Source organism: Campylobacter sp. CNRCH_2013_0671h, from assembly GCF_025773055.1.
In the GTDB taxonomy this organism is placed as follows: domain Bacteria; phylum Campylobacterota; class Campylobacteria; order Campylobacterales; family Campylobacteraceae; genus Campylobacter_D; species Campylobacter_D lari_D.
The window spans coordinates 33,489-51,826 of the sequence record NZ_JAKMTG010000004.1; the positions used below are offsets into that span (position 1 = coordinate 33,489).

The following is an 18,338-nucleotide window of genomic DNA, read 5'->3' on the forward strand; positions in this document are numbered from 1 at the left end:
AATGTGTAAAGTTTTTTTAAAATTACTCGATATAGTTAGTGAATCTTTTCAAAAATATTGCTTAATTAAGCGTGAGAAATCACGCTTAACTTTTATTTCTTTCTTTTAATTTAGCAATCACATCATTTAAACTCAAATCCGCATCAGCTAATAACACTTCTAAATGATAAAGTAAATCAGCAGCTTCATTTATCAACTCATCTTTATCTTTAATAGTAGCAGCCAAAGCGGTTTCAACGCCTTCTTCACCTACTTTTTGTGCTATGCGTTTAGTACCTTTTGAAAAAAGTTCAGCCGTGTAAGAAGAGCTTGCACAAGTGTTTTTGCGTGAGTTGATAAGTCTTTCAAGACGCGATAAAAATACAAAATCAGCTTTTTTAGAAAGCGTTTCAAAACAAGAAGTATCGCCTGTATGACAAGTAGCGCCTTGAGCTTTTACAAGGATTAAAATACAATCTCTATCACAATCAAGTCCCATATCTATGATATGCAAGAAATTCCCACTTTGCTCACCTTTCATCCACAAACGCTCTTTAGTGCGTGAGTAAAATACAACCTTTTGATGCTTAAAACTCTCTCTTAGAGCTTGTTCATTCATAAAACCTTGCATTAAAACTTCACAAGAATGATAATCTTGGATTATCACAGGGATAAGGTTATTTACCTTTTGCCAATTTATGCTTTTTATAAATTCTTCTTCATTTATACCCATAGTTTTTCCTTTTAAATACGAATTTGTATGCCTTGATCTTTTAAAAATAGTTTTAATTCTTTAATATCTATAAGTTTTTTATGAAACACTGAAGCTGCTAAAGCTCCATCAACACCAAGTTTAAAAGCGTCCAAAAAATGCTCTTTAGCTCCTGCACCACCGCTTGCCACTAAAGGCACAGGGCAAATTTTTCTAACTTTAGCAAGTTGATCGAGATCATATCCCTTTCTCATGCCATCTTGATTCATCATATTTAGCACGATTTCGCCAGCCCCTAGCTCGCATACTTGCTTTACCCACTCTAGTGTTTTTTTACCACTATGATGAGATTTGCTCTCATCTCCAGTATATTTATATACTAAAAGCTCGTTGTTTTCATCTTTAAAAGTGTCTATACCTACGACTACACATTGAACTCCAAAGCTTTTTGCAAGGCGTGAGATTAAATCAGGATCATTTAAAGCAGGGGAATTAATAGAAATTTTATCAGCACCATTTGCTAAAAGTTCTTTTGCATCATCTTCGCTTTTTATACCCCCTGCGACGCAAAATGGTATAGAGATATTTTGTGCTACTTTGCTTACCCAAGCTCTATTGATACGCTCATTCTTGGCTGAAGCTGTAATATCATAAAATACAAGCTCATCAATGCCATTTTGTGAGTAAAATTTAGCAAGTTCTATAACATCTCCCATATCTTCATGATTTTTAAACTGCACCCCTTTAACTACTCTACCATCTTTTACATCTAAACATGCGATTATGCGTTTTGTAAGCATTCTTGAGCCTCCTTTATGCTAAATTCTTTATCAAGCAAGGCTTTACCTACGATGATACCACTTACTATGCCATTTAGCTTTTTAAAATCTTCTAAGCTCGCCACACCTCCACTTGCTTGGGTTTGCAAATGTGGGAATTTCTTATGCAAAGCTTTGTATAAAGTGATGTTTGCTCCACTCATCGTGCCATCTTTAGAAATATCTGTGCATAAGATATGTTTTACATCTTTATAAAAATTTAAAAGCCCAAACAAACTCTCATCGCTTGTTTTACTCCATGCATCAACAGCCACAAAAAACTCATCTTTAACGCAAATACTATCAAGCGCTAAGACTATACTTTCTACGCCAAATTCATTTAAAAGCTCTTGTGCAAGGGGCTTATTTTTAACCGCTAAAGAGCCTATAACTACGCGTTTAACACCGCTATCAAACAAAGCTTTAACTTCATCTTTAGTGCGAATTCCTCCACCTACTTGAAGATTTACTTTGATTTTTGAAGCTAGGTTTTCTATGAGTTTTAGTTGTCTTTTACTAGGATCTTTTGCACCACTTAAATCCACCAAATGAAGCCAAGCAATGCCTTGAGCCTCATACTCTTGAAATTTAGCCAAAGGATCAAAGCTGTATTCTTGCTTTTTAGTATAATCTCCTTTATAAAGCCTTACCACTTTGCCATCTATTAAGTCTAATGCCGGAATGATTTGAGTTTGCATTTTTACCTACATATTTATGAAATTTTTTAATAATACTTCACCCGCTTTGCCGCTTCTTTCAGGGTGAAACTGCACACCATAAAAATTGTCTTTGTTTAAACTTGCACTAAATTTGGTAGAATACTCACACTCTGCGATGGTGTATTCATTTAAACTCACACAATAACTATGCACAAAATAAAAATAAGCTCCATCTAAATCTTTAAAAAGCTCATGTGAGCTAAAGACTTGATTCCACCCCATATGCGGGAAAGTAAAATTTGTTTTTTCTTGGAATTTTTGTGTTTCAAAAGACATAATACCAAGTGTTTTTTGGTGTAATTCTTCTGAAAATTTACCCAAAATTTGCATACCAAGACAAATGCCTAAAAGTGGTTTTGTGGTAGTTTGGATAAAATTTTCTAAATTAAGTGCTTGTAGATTAGCCATTGCTTTAGCTGCTGTGCCAACACCAGGAAGTAAAAGCTTATCTGCTTGTGAGAGTTCTTTTAAATCATGCGTGATAATACTTTTTTGTCCTAAACGCTCGAGTGCAAAAGCAAGTGAAGCTAAATTCGCACAACCTGTATCTATAATAGCTAGTTTCATATCACTCCTTTAGAGCTTGCTAGGTTTTCATTTTCTATTTTTATAGCCATTTTTAAAGCTCTTGCAAAGGCTTTAAAAAGTCCTTCGGCTTTGTGATGATCGTTTTTGCCTTTAACTTTTAAATGCAAACTCGCACCCATAGCATAGCTTAGTGAGTAGAAAAAATGCTCTATCATTTCTGTGCTTAATTCTCCAAGCTTTTCTTTTTTAAACTTAGCCTTATAAACTAAATGCGGTCTATTACAAAAGTCAATCGCGCAACTTGCCAAGCACTCATCCATAGGTAAAACAAAGCCATATCTTGCAATACCTATTTTTTGATCTAGTGCATTTTTAATAGCCTCGCCCAAAGCAAGTGCGACATCTTCTACGCTGTGATGTTCATCAACTTCTAAATCTCCTTTGCATTTTATCTCTAAAGATATATTTGCATGCGTAGCAATTTGCTCTAACATATGATCAAAAAATGCGATATTTGTTTTTATATTAGCTTTTGCTTTTTCATTAAAAGCTATTTTAACTTGAATTTGGGTTTCTTTGGTATTACGCTCTATACAGGCACTGCGGTAATTTTGTAAAATAAAATCAGCGATTTGCTCCCAATTAAAATCATTTTTATCATATTTTAAACCTTGAATTTCAAGATTTTGCGCCAAAAGCATATCGCTGTCTCTATCGCCGATAACAAAACTTTTATTTTTGTCATAAAGTTTATTTTTGATATAGTTTTCAAGCATGGCAGTTTTTGGCTTCCTGCAGGCGCAATTTTCATGCTCAAAATGCGGACATATAAAAATATCTTCAAATTCTATGCCACAACTTTGAAAAACACTTAGCATTTTTTCATGAGCCTTGTCAAAATTTTCCCTAGGAAAAGAATTTGTGCCTAGACCATCTTGATTACTTACCATAACAAATTTAAAACCAAAATTTTTTAACTTTAAAAGCGCATTGATAGCACCTTTTTCAAACTCAAGTTTTTCCAAAGAATCGATTTGAAAATCATCTTTTGGCTCATCAATGAGCGTGCCATCTCTATCGATAAATAAAATTTTTGCACTCATTTTAGACTTTCTAATCTTAAACTCACGGCATTTTTATGCCCATCAAGCCCTTCAGCTGCTGCTAAAATTTCCACCACAGGACCAAGCTTTTTAAAGCCTTCTTTGCTAAGTTCTTGTACAGTCATTCTTTTCATAAAATCAGCAAGCCCTAATGAAGAATAAGACTTAGTAAAACCATAAGTTGGCAATACATGATTTGTCCCACTTGCATAATCTCCCATGGATTCTGGAGAATACTCACCTAAAAATATTGAACCTGCATGCATAATATCATCAAGTAAGCTAGATGGATTTTGTGTATGAATGATCAAATGCTCAGGTGCATAGTCATTTGAAATACTTATGGCATGTTTTATATCTTTTGCAAGAATGATTTTAGAGTGTGCTAAAGATTTGGAAGCAATTTCTTTACGCGAGAGTTTTTCAAGCTGTAAAGCAACTTCACTATCTACTTCTTTGGCTAATTTTTCACTTGTGCAAACTAAAATCGCTTGAGAATCTGCTCCATGTTCAGCTTGCGAGAGTAAATCTGAGGCTATAAATTTAGCATTAGCAAACTCATCTGCTAAAACTAACACTTCAGAAGGCCCTGCTTGCATATCAATAGCTACTCCATGATTATTAACTTGCTTTTTGGCTTCAGTTACAAAGGCATTTCCTGGGCCAAAAATTTTATCCACTTTTTGCACACTTTGCGTTCCATAAGCAAGCGCTGCTATGGCTCCTGCTCCACCTATTTGATACACTGCATCAACTTCGCAAAGTTTTGCCACAAAAGCAATGGCAGGATGTAATGGCGCTGGGGAAGCTAAGGCTATGAATTTACATTTTGCAATTTTAGCAGGGATAGCTAGCATAAGTGCGGTTGAAAAAAGTGGTGCTAAGCCTCCTGGTATATAAAGCCCTACTTTTTCAATGGCTCTTGTTAGTACCTTGCAAGTTACCCCTTCAAAGGTTTGAACCTCTATGGTTTGACTTTCTTGAGCTTTGTGGAATTTATAGATATTTTCATAAGCTATTTTAATAGCTTGTTTTAACTCATCATCAATTTGCTCTGCTAAATTACTAAGCTCTTCATCGCTTAGTTTGATGGAATTTAACTCTACTTTATCAAATTTTATAGCCATTTGTTTTAAAGCTTCATCGCCATTTGTTTTGACATCTTCAATGATTTGTTCTACTATGGTTTTAACCTGCGCATTAGCACTCATAGCAGGACGCTTGAGTGCTAATTCTTGTTCGTTTTGGTTTAATTTTTCAAAATCAAGTATTTGCATTTTTATCCTTTAAGAGAGCATTTTTTCAATAGGTAAAACTAAAATCGCACTTGCACCTTCTTTTTTCAAAGCTTCCATAGTTTCCCAAAATAAATTTTCTTGACTTACCATATGTAATGCCACTCTAGCTTTATCATTTTCTAAAGGTAAAATTGTAGGTTTTTCAACACCTGGTAACAAGGCTGTGATTTTTTCTAGCTTTTCAATAGGAGCATGCAACATGATGTATTTTGACTCTCTTGCTTGCATAACTCCATGAATTCTAATGAGTAATTTATCGATTAATTCTTGTTTGTGTGAAGCTAAACTTTCTTTTCTTTGGATAATGCAAGCTTTTGACTTATAAATCACCATAACTTCTTTAAGTCCGTTTGCTTTTAAAGTAGCTCCACTTGAAACTAAATCACAAACTCCATCAGCTAAATTTGCACTTGGTGCTACTTCAACTGAGCCTGTTAGCATACAAGTTTTATAAGGAATGCTATTTTCTTCCATAAAACGCTTTAAAAGCTGTGGATAAGAAGTTGCTATGCGTAAATTTTTAAAACTTTCTATACCTTTATACTCACTATTTTCTGGCAATGCTAAAGACAGACGACACCCACCAAAATCAAGCTTTTTAAGCATTATAAAATCTGCATTTTCGTTTTTTGATTTTCTTTCTAACTCATTTTCTTCTAAAACATTTTCCCCAACTATGCCAAGATCTACTACTCCATCAAAAATTAACCCTGGTATATCATCATCTCTTACTCTAAGTAAATCAATAGGTAAATTTGTAGAAAAAGCAATTAAACTTTGATCGTGTATGCGAAGTTTTACGCCTATGGACTCAAGCAAGGCAATAGAATCTTTACTTAAACGACCTGATTTTTGTATAGCTATGCGTAATCTTGAATTTTCTTGCATTTTTTTCCTTTTTTGTAGTTAAAAAGATTAATAGTAGCAAAAAATGGATAAAAATACAAAAAATAGTAAGTAAATAAATAAAAATAAGAAGTTTTTAGCCTTTAAAAGGCTAAAAATTAAGCTACGAATTCGATGAAAGCCATTTCTGCAGCATCGCCACGGCGGATTCTTGTTTTGATAATTCTTGTATAACCGCCATTTCTATCTGCGAATTTAGGTGCAATTTCTGTTACAAGTTTATTTGTAGCTTCTTTATCTTGCAAGCTAGCAAAAACTGCTCTGTGAGCATTGAAATCACCTTTTCTTGCACGAGTGATCAATCTTTCAACATAACCTCTTAATTCTTTTGCTTTAGGTAATGTTGTTTCTATTTTACCTGCTTTAATAATAGCAATGGTAAGGTTTTTTAATAAGGCTGCACGATGAGTAGAAGTGCGACCTAACTTTCTATATCCATGTCTATGTCTCATTGATTATCCTTCATTTTGTGCTTTTAATTCTGTAATTTTTTTCTTTAGCGTTTCTTTTGCACTATCACTGAGTTTTGAATTTCCTATAGGGAAACCTATAGATTCCATTACACTTTTAATCTCATCTAAAGATTTTTTACCAAGATTTTTTAAATCTGCAAGTTCGCTAACACTCATTAAGGCAAGTTCACCAATATAAACTACATTTGCTTTTTCTAAGCAGTTAAAACTTCTTGCACTTAAATTTAACTCAGTTATATTTTGAAGTAATTTTACATGTTCTACTTCATTATTTGGTGTTTGACTTCTTACAACGCTTTGTGCATTAGTGATTTTATCAAACACTGATAATTGTTTATACATTGCTTCTAAAGCATTTTTAAAAGCGTCACTTGGTGAAATTTGACCATCAGTTGTGATTGTAAAAACAACTTTTTCATAATCTGGATTATCTTCAAAAAGCACTTTTTCTATATCATAAACCGCATGTTTTACCGGAGTAAAGAACGCATCAAGTGCTATAAATTCAGGATCTAAGAAATTTTGAATTTCTTCAGAAGGCACATAACCTATACCTTTTTCAATGATTAAAGTAAATTCTAAATCTGCATCTTCATTAATCGTTGCAAGATAGCTATCTGCATTCACAACTTCAACAACTTCATTGTCTAAGTCTTTTCCGCAAATTTCTTTTGGTCCTTTAAAACTAAAAGTTACGATTTCTTTTTCAGAATCTGTTTTTAGTTTAAATCTTAATTTTTTTAGATTGATAATAAACAATGCTACATCTTCAAGCATACCACGCATACTATCAAATTCATGCGCTACGCCTTTGATTTTAACTCCTGTTGGAGCAAAACCTACTGTGCTTGAATAAAGCAAACGACGCAAAGGATGCGCCAAAGTAATAGCATAACCGATTTCAAAAGGCCATGCACTTACTTTTGCTACTGTATCACTGATATTTTCAATACTAAACTCTGTTGGTGTATAAGCAGAAGTTGTAATATGTCTCATATCAAAAACCTTTATTATTTAGAGTACAACTCAACGATATATCTTTCCTCAACTGGAATGATAACTTCTTCTCTTTCAGGTTTTCTTGTAAAAATTCCAAATCTTTTATCTTTTTCTACATCAACCCAAGCAACTATACCAGTTTGAGCAGTAAGTTCGATCGCTCTTGAAATTTGAGGATTGTTTTTGCTTTTTTCAATCACTTCAACTTTTTGGCCTGCTTCTACTCTATAACTAGGAATATCTACTCTTTTACCATTTACTAAAATGTGTCCATGAGTTACAAGTTGTCTAGCAAAACGGCGTGTTGTAGCAAAACCCATTCTATAAACAACATTATCAAGTCTTTGTTCTAAAAGCTGGATCAAAAGCGCACCGGTATTGCCATCTTTTCTAGCAGCTTCACTAAATAATCTTCTAAATTGTTTTTCACTAACACCATACATAAATTTAGCTTTTTGTTTTTCTCTTAATTGAAGTCCATATTCACTAATTTTAGCTTTTCTTTGTCCATGCTGACCTGGTGCGTAAGGGCGTTTATCTAAAGCACTTTTACCTGCTAATCTTCTTTCGCCTTTCATTGCCAAGCTTACGCCAAGTCGTCTTTCTAATTTTTCTACTGGTCCTCTATATCTTGCCATTATAATTCTCCTAAATCTTATATCTTATTCTTAGACACGACGACGTTTTGGTGGTCTACAACCATTATGAGCTAATGGGGTAATATCTTTTAAGAAAGTTACTTTGATACCTTCCATAGCACCTACACTTTTAACTGCTGTTTCACGACCACTTCCTGGCCCTTGTACTTTAATGCCTACTTCTTTAATACCATGTTCTTTTGCTTTATTTAAAGCATCTTCTACTGCTTGTTGTGCCGCATAAGGAGTTGATTTTTTAGAACCTTTAAATCCTAAACCACCTGCACTACTCCATGCAATAGCATTTCCCATTTCATCAGTTACAGTAACCATAGTATTATTAAATGTTGCACTGATATAAACTATACCTTTAGCTATATTTTTTTTAACTATTTTTTTCTTAACAACTTTTCTTTTTGCCATTTTCTATCCTTATGATTTTGCACCAACGGTTTTTCTCTTACCTTTTCTAGTTCTGGCATTTGTTTTTGTTTTTTGACCACGAACCGGTAAGCCTTTTCTATGTCTTAAGCCTCTAAAGCTTCCTAGATCCATTAATGCTTTGATATCCATAGCAACTTGTTTTCTAAGATCACCCTCAACCATATAGTTTTCTTGAATTTCTTTACGGATAGCCGCTGCTTCGTCCTCACTTAACTCATGAACTCTTTTATCATAAGAAATTCCGGTTTTATCTAAGATTTTTCTTGAAGTATGCAAACCTATACCATAAATATAAGTCAAACCATATTCAATTCTTTTTTTCTTTGGTAAATCTACACCTGCAATACGAGCCATAAATTATCCTTGTCTTTGTTTGTGTTTTGGATTTTCGCAAATAATGCGAACTACGCCTTTACGACGAACTACTTTGCATTTGTCACACATCTTTTTAACAGATGGTCTAACTTTCATGCTTTACTCCTGTTATTGTAAATTCCACTTTTTTACAACTGCACCAGGTTTTTAGAGCAACCAACTATTTTCAAAATAAGTGGTGATTTTGAAAATACTTCTTCATACAGTTTTATTGCAATTTCTGCAAAAGTGCTAATTATACTTTACTTTTGCTTTTAAACAACTTAGACTTATTTGTATCTAAATGTAATACGACCCTTATCAAGACTATAAGGCGTTAGCTCTACTTTAACTCTATCGCCAGGCATAATTCTAATATAATGCATACGCATTTTACCTGCAATATGACAAAGTATCACATGTTTATTATCTAATTCAACTTTAAAAGTTGCATTAGGTAAAGCTTCGATTACATTACCATCGATTTCGATAATATCATCTTTTGCCAATATTTCTCTCCTTTCTATAAAATACAAAGCTATTATTTTATCACAATTTTTCTTTTTAAATTTTTAATATTTTTTTACAAACTATAATATTTTTACTATAATTACAAAATTACTACAAAAAGAAAGTATTTATAGATGTCAAAAACTTTAAAAAGAGGTGATTTTAAAACTCTTTCCTTATCTTCTTTGGGTGGAGCTTTAGAATTTTATGATTTTGTTATTTTTGTATTTTTTGCTAATTATATTTCAAGAAATTTTTTTCCTAGTGATTTAAGTGATTTTTGGAAACTTTTAAACACTTATGGGGCTTTCGCGGCAGGATATTTAGCTAGACCAATCGGTGGTATAATTATGGCACATTTTGGAGATAAAATGGGTCGCAAAAAGATGTTTATGCTTAGTATATTACTCATGGTGCTTCCAACTTTCTCTCTAGCTTTTATACCTACTTTTGAAACTATAGGATATTTTGCTCCTATTTTTTTACTACTTGTTAGAATAGCTCAAGGTATAGCTATAGGCGGAGAACTCCCTGGTGCTTGGGTATTTGTAAAAGAACATGCACCCGATGGAAGAGATAGTTTTTATATTAGCGCTATTAATGCTTCTATGGCTTTTGGAATTCTTTTAGGTTGTATTGTTGCCTTAGCGATTAATCATTACTTTGATCAAGAAGCAATTTATGAATATGCTTGGCGTATTCCATTTGCTATAGGTGGATTTTTTGGTATCATTTCTATATATCTTAGAAAATTTTTAGAAGAAACACCTGTTTTTCAAAAAATGCGACAAGAAAATGATTTAGAAAAATTTCCTTTAAAAACACTTTTTAAAGAAAAAAATATTTATTTAGACATCATTGCTTCTATGCTTTTAACTTGGATGCTCACAGCTTGCGTGATAATACTTATTTTACTTATGCCTAATTTTATATCAGAAGTTTTAATTCTTGATAAAACAGATGCGATTTTAATCCAAATGTTTGCAATAGTAATTTTATCTTGTGGAACTTTACTTGCTGGAATTTGGGTTGATAAATTTGGTTTTTTAGCTACCGCTTTAATTTTTACCATAGGATTTAGTTTATCGTGCTTTTTTTATTTTTATTTTTTCTATGCTCAAATTTTGCATTTGAGTATATATTTTTATTTTATAGCGTGTTTTTTTGGTGGTATTAATGCTTTAGCACCTATTTTAATGTGTAAAATTTTTAAGCCAAGTATTCGTTTTAGTGGAATTTCTTTTTCTTATAATATAGCTTATGCAATAGCGGGTGGTTTCACTCCTCAACTTGTATTTGCATTACATTCTTTGGCTATAAAACCTGAAAATCCTTTCGTGTATGGAATTTTTATTTATATTTTGTTTTTATCCCTGATAACACTGATAACTACCATATTTACTTATAAGAGGTTAAGATTTTAATGTTATAATTAAAAAAAATTATTAATTAAAAATTTATAAAATTAAAGGAAAATGATTATGAAAATTTTTATTGTTTTAATACTTTCTTTGTTGCCACTTTTAGCATTTGAAATGATTACACCTATACCAGAAAGCATTCCTTATAATAAAGAAAAAGCTATTTTAGGAAAAAAACTCTATATGGATACAAGTTTATCAAAAGATAAAAAAGTATCTTGCAATAGTTGTCATGATATTGCAAATTTTGGAGTAGATAATAAAACTTTTTCAACAGGTATTAATGGCATAATAGATGAGCCATTCCATACTCCTACAAATTTTAATGCCGTTTTTAGCCTAGCACAATTTTGGAGAGGCAATGCAAAAGATTTACAAGAACAAGCCAAACATCCTTTGTTAAACCCTAAAGAAATGGGGTTAAAAGATGCAGATGAAGTGGTGCAAATAGTAAAAACTAACGCAATTTATGAAAAAGAATTTAAAAGACTTTACGGAGAAGTTACCTTTGATAATATAGCAGATGCTTTAGCTGAATTTCAAAAAACCTTACTTACGCCAAATTCCCCATTTGACCGCTACTTAAAGGGAGATAAAAATGCTATAAGCGAACAAGCAAAAAGAGGCTATAATGCCTTTTTATCAAATGGTTGTATAGCGTGCCATCAAGGACAAAATATAGGTGGAAATATGTATCAAAAAATGGGGGTATTTGTTCCTTATGATAATGGAACAAATTGGAAAGGACGCTATGAGATCACTCAAGATCCTCACGATCAATTTGTAGTAAAAGTGCCAAGTCTTAGAAACATAGCCAAAACTGCTCCTTATTTTCATGATGGTTCTATGCCAACACTTGATGCTTGCGTACAATTTATGGCGTATTATCAGCTTGGTAAATTTTTAGAGCAAGATGTAGTTGATGATATAGTTGCATTTTTAAATTCTTTAACAGGAGAATACCATGATCCACTCAAATAAAAAAACTTTCTCTTTTTTAAAACAATTCATCACTTTATCCATAGTGGTTTTGGTATTGCTTTTAACTTTGACTTTATTTATTTTTAATACTTACAATACCACCAAAAGAAATTCACTTATTATGGATTCTTTTCAAAAATTAGAAATTCTAGATACTAAAATAGATGAAATTTTTAAAAATAAACTAAATCTACAAAACTATGACATCAGCGTCAAACTAGTAAAAGATTTTGAAAATACTTTAGCTATTTTAAAAGCTAATGAAATAGATACTAAAAAGCTAGAAGCAATTTTTCAGAAAAAAAATACACAACTACAACATTTTAAATCAGCCAATTCTATTGCTATAAATTCAAAGCTTTATCTTTACGAAATTCAACAAGAAATCATCAAACAAACAAATCAATTAGCACTCACTACTCAAGAGGCTAAACAAATAGAATATATAGGAAATATTTTAAGCATTATAGGAACTATGGATATATTAGAACCTTTAGCACAAAATAGATTACAAAATCTTGTCACAAATTTAAACGCAAAAGATTCTCAATTACCACAAGAGTTATTTGAGCTTTTTAATACACATTGTAAGATGATATTAAGTCAAATTAAAATATTAAAAGATAATTCTCAAAGTTTTCTTGATCAAGAACTGCAAAAACAAATTCTAGCACACCAAAATTTAATTGCTAAAAATATCAATCTACAAAATAAATATAATCTTTATACAGCTATAGGAATTTTCCTATTTACCTTAGTTGTATTGATTTTTTTCATACTTTTAACATTAAAAAAAGTAATCATACCTATATCTTTACTTGAAAAACTAAGTGCAAATCTAGCAGGAGAACATGCGAATTTAAGTGCAAGATTAGACATTGATAAAAAAAGTGAATTAGCTACAAGTGCTAACTATATTAATTCTTTCATACAGATAGTGCAAAATTCAGTTTTAGAAGCCATACAAACTGCAAATTCAAGCCACAAAAGCTCACAAAAACTTTCCCAAAATGCTGAAATTTTACAGCAAAGTTCACTTTTACAACATGAGCAAATTTCTAATGTCCATGAAATAAGTTCTGTTTTAGAAAGTCATATAGACTTAACTCAAAATCTAGCTAAAAATACTATAAAAGATATGCATGATATGCAAGAAGTTATGGGAGAAGTTGAAAAAACGCTTAAAGAGCTAGTAGAGCTTATATTACTAAGTGGAGAAAAAGAACAAAGTGTTTTAAGTGCTATGGATATACTGGTACAAAGTGCTGATAGTATTGTAGAAGTTACAGCAGCCATTAAAGATATAGCCGATCAAACTAACTTGCTAGCTTTAAATGCAGCTATTGAAGCAGCTCGCGCAGGAGAACATGGTAGAGGCTTTGCTGTTGTTGCTGATGAAGTTAGAAACTTAGCTGATAAAACTACAAAATCTTTAGTCGCTATAGAAACTACTGTAAGAACTATAGTACAACAAATTAATGACAACAAAAGCTTGATGGATGGAATTCATCAATCCATGAGTGATACTTCTAACAAAGCTAATATCTTACAAGGTGAAGTCGGTGCTTCTATAGAAAAATTAAAAACAAGTATCCATTCTACTAAAATTATGGAAGAAAAAAGCGATGAGTCAAAAGCTAAAATGAATGAGTTAGAACAAAATGTAGAAAAAGTGACTGAACTTGCAAATTGTGTTAAAAACTATTCACTCGAGCTAACACAAATTTCACAAGATGTTTTAGAAAATGCCTCTAAACTTTCAGAAAAACTAAAAACATTTGAGTAAGAAAGTTTAAACTTTCTTACTTAGATAAAATATCTGCTTTGCCATTTATAATTGCAACACAATGCTCATAATGAGCAGCATTTAATCCATCTTTGCTTCCTGCTTCCCAATTACCTTTTAAATGTACCGGTGTGCCATCTTTTTGACATACCATAGGCTCTATGCAAAATACCATGCCATTTTTGATTTTAGGTCCACTTTTTGCACTAGCACCTGGTTCTAAATAATTTGGAATTTCAGGCTCACCGTGCGGCTTTTTACCTATACCATGACCACAATAACCTTTCAAAGGTACAAATCCTCTTTTAGTGATAAACTCGCCAAGCTCATATGAAAGCTCTTTAAAACGCATACCTTCTTTGATAATATCTATAGCATAATACAAAGCATCTTTAGCACAAGCAATCAAAGCCTCATCAGTGACTGAAATTTGACCTATAGGTATAGTCTTTGCTGCATCTCCATAATATCCATCTATGCAAGTACCCACATCAAGCCCTAAAATATCGCCTTCTTTTAAAATACGCTCATCCCCTACACCATGAATGCAAGCTTGATTAAGCGAGATACAAATACTGCCTGGAAAACCATATAAGCCTTTAAAAGATGGTTTTGCACCATGATCAAGTATAAATTCTTCTGCCTTAATGTCAATTTCTTTTAAACTCATACCCGGAACTATAATGCCCTCTAGATAGTCAAGCGTTCTAGCTACAAGTTCATTTGCCTTGCGTAGTTTTTCTATTTCTGCTGGTTTTTTGATTTCTATCATTTATATTTTCCTTAAAATTTTTAAAAATTTAGCATTTATGCGCTTTTAAAAGCTTTAAGGAAAAAACCTTAAGTTTTAAAACTTAAGGTTTTAACATACACTTGTAAGATTAGTAGCTAGACCACCTAAAGAAGTTTCTTTGTATTTTGAGTTCATGTCTTTGCCGGTTTCATACATAGTTTTTATAACCTCATCAAGACTTACTTTTGGAGTTGATTTTCTACTCATTGCCATTCTAGCAGCTGAAATTGCTTTAATCGCTCCAAAGGCATTTCTTTCTATACAAGGAATTTGCACTAAACCACTTACTGGATCACAAGTTAAACCTAAATGATGCTCCATTGCAATTTCAGCAGCATTACAAGCTATCTTTGCATCAAAACCCATTACAGTAGCCATAGCTCCTGCTGCCATAGAACTTGCACTACCAATTTCAGCTTGACAGCCAGCTTCAGCACCACTTATACTTGCATTTTTCTTATAAAAAGAGCCTATTAACATAGCAGTAAGTAAAAAATTAATGGCTTTTTCATCGTTAAAACCAATAGTATGATTTTTAAGATAAAGCATTACAGCAGGCACAACAGCACATGCACCATTAGTTGGTGCAGTTACCACTCTAGCTCCACTTGCATTTTCCTCTGCAATAGCAATAGCATATAAAGAAATAAAATCAATAATTCCTAAAGGATCACTTGTCATAGCCAAACGCTCATTAAGTCCTTTGGCACGGCGTTTTAAATGTAAATTCCCTGGAAGAAAATCTGAGCTTGGATGAATACCATTATAATAAACTTCTTGCATTACTTCCCAAATTTCTAAACAATAAGCTCTAATTTCTTCTTTAGTGTGAAATTGAAGCTCATATTCATAAGAGAGTTTTGCTAGATCCCATGAATTTTCTTCGCAAATTCTTAAAGCATCGCTTGCGTTATTAATATCAAGTTCTAATTTGGTATGTTTTTGCTCACAAGCTCCGTCTTTGTGTTTTTGAAGTTCAGCTTCACTCATAACAAAACCACCACCTACTGAATAATAAATTTCTTCAGCAATGATTTCTCCATTTTCATTATAAGCACTTATTTTCAATCCATTTTCATGCAAAGGTAAAAAGTCTTTTTCAAAAACCAAATCTTTATCATAATCAAAATTTAATTCTTTTTGAGCATCTAAAACCAAAATTTTATCTTGCAAAATTTTATTAAACACACGATCTTGCAAAGCAACATTTAATTCTTTTGCTCTTAAGCCACTCAACCCCCATATAATAGCTTTATCACTTAAATGGCCTTTACCAGTAAGCGATAAAGAGCCATAAAGTTTGATTTGAATTTTTGTAATTTGTGTGATTTTATCTTTAATTTTTTCACAAAACATATTCCCTGCTAGCATTGGTCCTAAAGTATGAGAAGATGAAGGACCGACACCAACTTTAAATATACTTAAATTACTACTCATTCATCAACACCTTAAAAAGTATAAATTACAGTAATGATTGTCAAAATACCTGTGATAAATACAAATGCATCTAAAGCTTTGTTTTGGAATTTTTTCATTTTAGATACAGTGTAAATTGCAATCATAGGCATTAAAAATAAGATTGCGGCAATGATTGGACCACCTAAGCTTTCAATAAAACCTAAAATACTTGGATTTACATAAGCAGTAATTAACATAACAATATACATTACCAAAGTTGAATAAACTGCGATTTTTTTCAAATCCGGATTATCATTACCTGCTAATTTACAACATTTTCTAACTATACCATAAGCACCTTCCCTAGCACCAAAATAATGCCCAAAGAATGAACTAGAAATTGCTAAAAATGCGATTAGTGGACCACCATAAGAAATAAATGGATTATCAAGTTTATTAGCAAAATAAGAAAGTACAGGTATGTTTTGTGCTCTAGCTTCAGCAAGTTCTGCAGGAGTTAAAGAAAGCACACAAGATACCACAAAAAACATTACAAAAGCAAGTAACATTACAGAAGTTCTAAATAACACTTGATTTGCTTTTTGTACTGAATTTTCAGGATATTGTCTTTTTACACTTAAAGAAAAAGTAGAAATCGCTGGTGAGTGATTAAATGAAAACACTAAAACCGGTAAAGTTAGCCATACTATAGTAATAAATTCTTTTGTTCCAGGAATAGCACTAAAACTTTCAAACGACCATTGCGGGATAAGATATAAAGAAAATAAAAATAAAATAGCACATAAAGGATATACAAGCCACTCACATACTTTGGTAATTAATTCTTCACTAAAAAGCATAATAAGCATAAAAATACTTACCAAAACAAAAGCAAAAAGCGCTCTATAAAAAGGAAGTAAATTAGCTATAGTTTTTCCTTGCTCATTTACACTTGTTTGATACATAGCACTAATTGCGTTTGCGAAAGAACCATTTGGATCTAAAAGTGGTAAGAATTGATTATAAATAAAACTCTCAAAAGTATTAGTTATACCTACACAATATGCTAAACAAATTGGGAAAATTGCAAAGAAATAAAGCACAGAAATAAAAATACTTACTTTTCTACCAAAATACTCTTCAGCCGCATGAGTAATATCTTTATCATTACCATTTGCTTGACATACAAAACGACTTAAGGCTCTATGGCTTAAATACACCATTGGAAAAATAATCAAAGCCATTACAACAACTGGCCAAAAACCACCAACACCTGCTTTAATAGGTAAAAATAAAATCCCCGCACCAACTGCAGTCCCAAAAAGAGAAAGCATCCAACGCGTATCAAAAGAATTCCACTTAAGATTATCCACATTTTCTCCTTGTAAAAAATAATAAAAAAAGCTTTTACCTAAAAACTTTTTGTATTATTTTACAAATATGCTCTTGAGTAGTTTGGCGTGATTTTTTCCCTTTCATTTAAAGCAACTGCGGCTTCATTTGTAAAATTTGGATTTCTTAATAATTTTCTACCATAACAAACTAAATCACACACCTCACCCAAAAGCAAAGCCTCACCTTCGCTAGCACTATTTATAAGACCCACACAAGATATAGGAATTTTAACAACTTCTTTTAAAGCCTTAGCATAAGGAGCTTGATAAAGTGGTGCTATATTTGGCACTAAAGAAGGTTTGTTGATATTTCCTCCTGCTGAAATATCTAACATATCAACGCCTAAATTTTCTAAAATCAAGGCAAGTTTTTTACTATCTTCCAAATTCCAACCACCCTCTTGCCACTCTGTAGCTGAAATTCTTACAAATAAAGTAATATCAACTTCTTTTTTTATACGCTTAATGATATCACACAAAAGACGCGCTCTATTTTCAAAACTACCACCATATTCATCATCTCTTTGATTTGATAAAGGAGATAAAAATGAACTAAGCAAATACCCATGAGCACTATGAAGCTCTATCGCATCATAACCTGCTTCTTTAGCTCTTTTAGCACTTTGGATAAATTCTTGTTCAATTTGTAAAATTTCATCTTTACTTAAAACATGAAGTTTAGAAAATTTTTCACTAAAAGCGATATTACTTGGGGCTTTTGATATAGCTTGTTTGCATGAATTTTTACGACCACTATGATTTAGTTGGATAGCAACTTTAGCACCAAAATGATGACAAAGATCGACAAGCTCCTTATGTCCTCGAATTTGAAAATCTCCCCAAAGGCCTATATCATTATCAGCAATTTTTGCATTTTCATTAATCGCACAAGCTTGGACTATGATAAGCCCAACACCACCCAAAGCTCTAGCTCCATAATGTATCAAGTGAAATTGATTAATCTTACCATCTAAAACTTGTGTTTCATACATATCCATAGGAGGCATTACGATGCGATTTTTTACATAAAAATTTCCAATCTTTAGCTCACTTAAAAGTAAAGACATAATACCCCTTAAAATAT

The 18,338-nt window shown here is 32.2% G+C and carries 21 protein-coding genes and 1 pseudogene; 4 read left to right on the forward strand and 18 right to left on the reverse strand.

The window, feature by feature from the left end:
- Positions 1-85: 85 nt before the first annotated feature.
- The 14 genes from hisIE to infA all read right to left on the reverse strand — a co-directional run bounded on the left by hisIE (position 86) and on the right by infA (position 9,480).
- Positions 86-712 (reverse strand): bifunctional phosphoribosyl-AMP cyclohydrolase/phosphoribosyl-ATP diphosphatase HisIE, encoded by a 627-nt coding sequence (hisIE, locus tag L8X97_RS03850; protein ID WP_133319155.1) that lies wholly within the window; start codon positions 710-712, stop codon positions 86-88.
- A gap of 11 nt (positions 713-723) precedes the next feature.
- Complete coding sequence (gene hisF / locus L8X97_RS03855; protein WP_263662681.1) at positions 724-1,491, reverse strand: imidazole glycerol phosphate synthase subunit HisF; 768 nt, start codon at positions 1,489-1,491, stop codon at positions 724-726.
- Complete coding sequence (gene hisA / locus L8X97_RS03860) at positions 1,473-2,207, reverse strand: 1-(5-phosphoribosyl)-5-[(5-phosphoribosylamino)methylideneamino]imidazole-4-carboxamide isomerase (protein ID WP_263662682.1); 735 nt, start codon at positions 2,205-2,207, stop codon at positions 1,473-1,475. Before hisA ends, hisF begins: the two co-directional genes overlap by 19 nt.
- A gap of 6 nt (positions 2,208-2,213) precedes the next feature.
- Positions 2,214-2,795 carry an imidazole glycerol phosphate synthase subunit HisH gene (gene hisH / locus L8X97_RS03865; protein ID WP_263662683.1) on the reverse strand — a complete coding sequence of 194 codons (582 nt, stop codon included), beginning with the start codon at positions 2,793-2,795 and terminating at the stop codon, positions 2,214-2,216.
- Positions 2,792-3,859, reverse strand: coding sequence for a bifunctional histidinol-phosphatase/imidazoleglycerol-phosphate dehydratase HisB (gene hisB / locus L8X97_RS03870; RefSeq protein WP_263662684.1), 1,068 nt, complete (start codon positions 3,857-3,859; stop codon positions 2,792-2,794). The genes hisH and hisB overlap by 4 nt, the downstream gene beginning before the upstream one ends.
- The gene (gene hisD, locus L8X97_RS03875) at positions 3,856-5,136 is read right to left on the reverse strand and encodes a histidinol dehydrogenase (protein WP_263662685.1); all 1,281 of its coding nucleotides are present in this window, start codon (positions 5,134-5,136) and stop codon (positions 3,856-3,858) included. The genes hisB and hisD overlap by 4 nt, the downstream gene beginning before the upstream one ends.
- Positions 5,137-5,145: 9 nt before the next feature.
- On the reverse strand, positions 5,146-6,045 hold the full coding sequence (hisG, locus tag L8X97_RS03880; RefSeq protein WP_263662687.1) for an ATP phosphoribosyltransferase: 900 nt from the start codon (positions 6,043-6,045) through the stop codon (positions 5,146-5,148).
- A gap of 116 nt (positions 6,046-6,161) precedes the next feature.
- Entirely contained in the window at positions 6,162-6,515 is a 354-nt protein-coding gene (gene rplQ / locus L8X97_RS03885; RefSeq protein WP_012660847.1) for a 50S ribosomal protein L17, read from the reverse strand.
- Positions 6,516-6,518: 3 nt separating this feature from the next.
- On the reverse strand, positions 6,519-7,532 hold the full coding sequence (locus L8X97_RS03890) for a DNA-directed RNA polymerase subunit alpha (RefSeq protein WP_039627711.1): 1,014 nt from the start codon (positions 7,530-7,532) through the stop codon (positions 6,519-6,521).
- Between the two features lie 14 nt (positions 7,533-7,546).
- Positions 7,547-8,173, reverse strand: a complete 627-nt coding sequence (rpsD, locus tag L8X97_RS03895; RefSeq protein WP_263659172.1) for a 30S ribosomal protein S4 — start codon at positions 8,171-8,173, stop codon at positions 7,547-7,549.
- Positions 8,174-8,203: 30 nt separating this feature from the next.
- Entirely contained in the window at positions 8,204-8,596 is a 393-nt protein-coding gene (gene rpsK, locus L8X97_RS03900; protein ID WP_133319145.1) for a 30S ribosomal protein S11, read from the reverse strand.
- A 9-nt stretch (positions 8,597-8,605) separates the two neighbouring features.
- Positions 8,606-8,971: a 30S ribosomal protein S13 gene (gene rpsM / locus L8X97_RS03905; RefSeq protein ID WP_012660843.1), complete on the reverse strand. Its 366-nt coding sequence runs from the start codon at positions 8,969-8,971 to the stop codon at positions 8,606-8,608.
- Positions 8,972-8,974: 3 nt separating this feature from the next.
- Entirely contained in the window at positions 8,975-9,088 is a 114-nt protein-coding gene (gene rpmJ / locus L8X97_RS03910; protein ID WP_002781429.1) for a 50S ribosomal protein L36, read from the reverse strand.
- A 173-nt stretch (positions 9,089-9,261) separates the two neighbouring features.
- Complete coding sequence (infA, locus tag L8X97_RS03915; protein WP_012660842.1) at positions 9,262-9,480, reverse strand: translation initiation factor IF-1; 219 nt, start codon at positions 9,478-9,480, stop codon at positions 9,262-9,264.
- A gap of 135 nt (positions 9,481-9,615) precedes the next feature.
- Between infA and L8X97_RS03920 the strand changes: the two genes are divergently transcribed.
- From L8X97_RS03920 to L8X97_RS08395, 4 genes and pseudogenes are all read left to right on the forward strand, one after another.
- Complete coding sequence (locus L8X97_RS03920) at positions 9,616-10,905, forward strand: MFS transporter (protein ID WP_133319144.1); 1,290 nt, start codon at positions 9,616-9,618, stop codon at positions 10,903-10,905.
- Positions 10,906-10,959: 54 nt separating this feature from the next.
- Entirely contained in the window at positions 10,960-11,883 is a 924-nt protein-coding gene (locus L8X97_RS03925; protein WP_243705637.1) for a cytochrome-c peroxidase, read from the forward strand.
- Positions 11,867-12,541 (forward strand): annotated as a pseudogene (locus tag L8X97_RS08390) (DAHL domain-containing protein); the annotation flags it as partial. The gene L8X97_RS03925 and the pseudogene L8X97_RS08390, both read left to right, overlap by 17 nt.
- 501 nt (positions 12,542-13,042) lie before the next feature.
- Positions 13,043-13,669 carry a methyl-accepting chemotaxis protein gene (locus L8X97_RS08395; RefSeq protein ID WP_263665375.1) on the forward strand — a complete coding sequence of 209 codons (627 nt, stop codon included), beginning with the start codon at positions 13,043-13,045 and terminating at the stop codon, positions 13,667-13,669.
- A gap of 16 nt (positions 13,670-13,685) precedes the next feature.
- Here L8X97_RS08395 and map read toward each other — a convergent pair whose 3' ends face one another.
- The 4 genes from map to L8X97_RS03950 form a co-directional block, all read right to left on the reverse strand.
- Positions 13,686-14,441, reverse strand: a complete 756-nt coding sequence (gene map, locus L8X97_RS03935; RefSeq protein ID WP_263662689.1) for a type I methionyl aminopeptidase — start codon at positions 14,439-14,441, stop codon at positions 13,686-13,688.
- Between the two features lie 90 nt (positions 14,442-14,531).
- Positions 14,532-15,899 (reverse strand): L-serine ammonia-lyase, encoded by a 1,368-nt coding sequence (locus L8X97_RS03940; RefSeq protein WP_263662690.1) that lies wholly within the window; start codon positions 15,897-15,899, stop codon positions 14,532-14,534.
- 11 nt (positions 15,900-15,910) lie between these two features.
- Positions 15,911-17,194, reverse strand: a complete 1,284-nt coding sequence (locus L8X97_RS03945) for an aromatic amino acid transport family protein (RefSeq protein WP_133319191.1) — start codon at positions 17,192-17,194, stop codon at positions 15,911-15,913.
- Positions 17,195-17,292: 98 nt separating this feature from the next.
- Positions 17,293-18,321 (reverse strand): tRNA-dihydrouridine synthase, encoded by a 1,029-nt coding sequence (locus tag L8X97_RS03950; RefSeq protein WP_263662691.1) that lies wholly within the window; start codon positions 18,319-18,321, stop codon positions 17,293-17,295.
- Between the last annotated feature and the right edge of the window lie 17 nt (positions 18,322-18,338).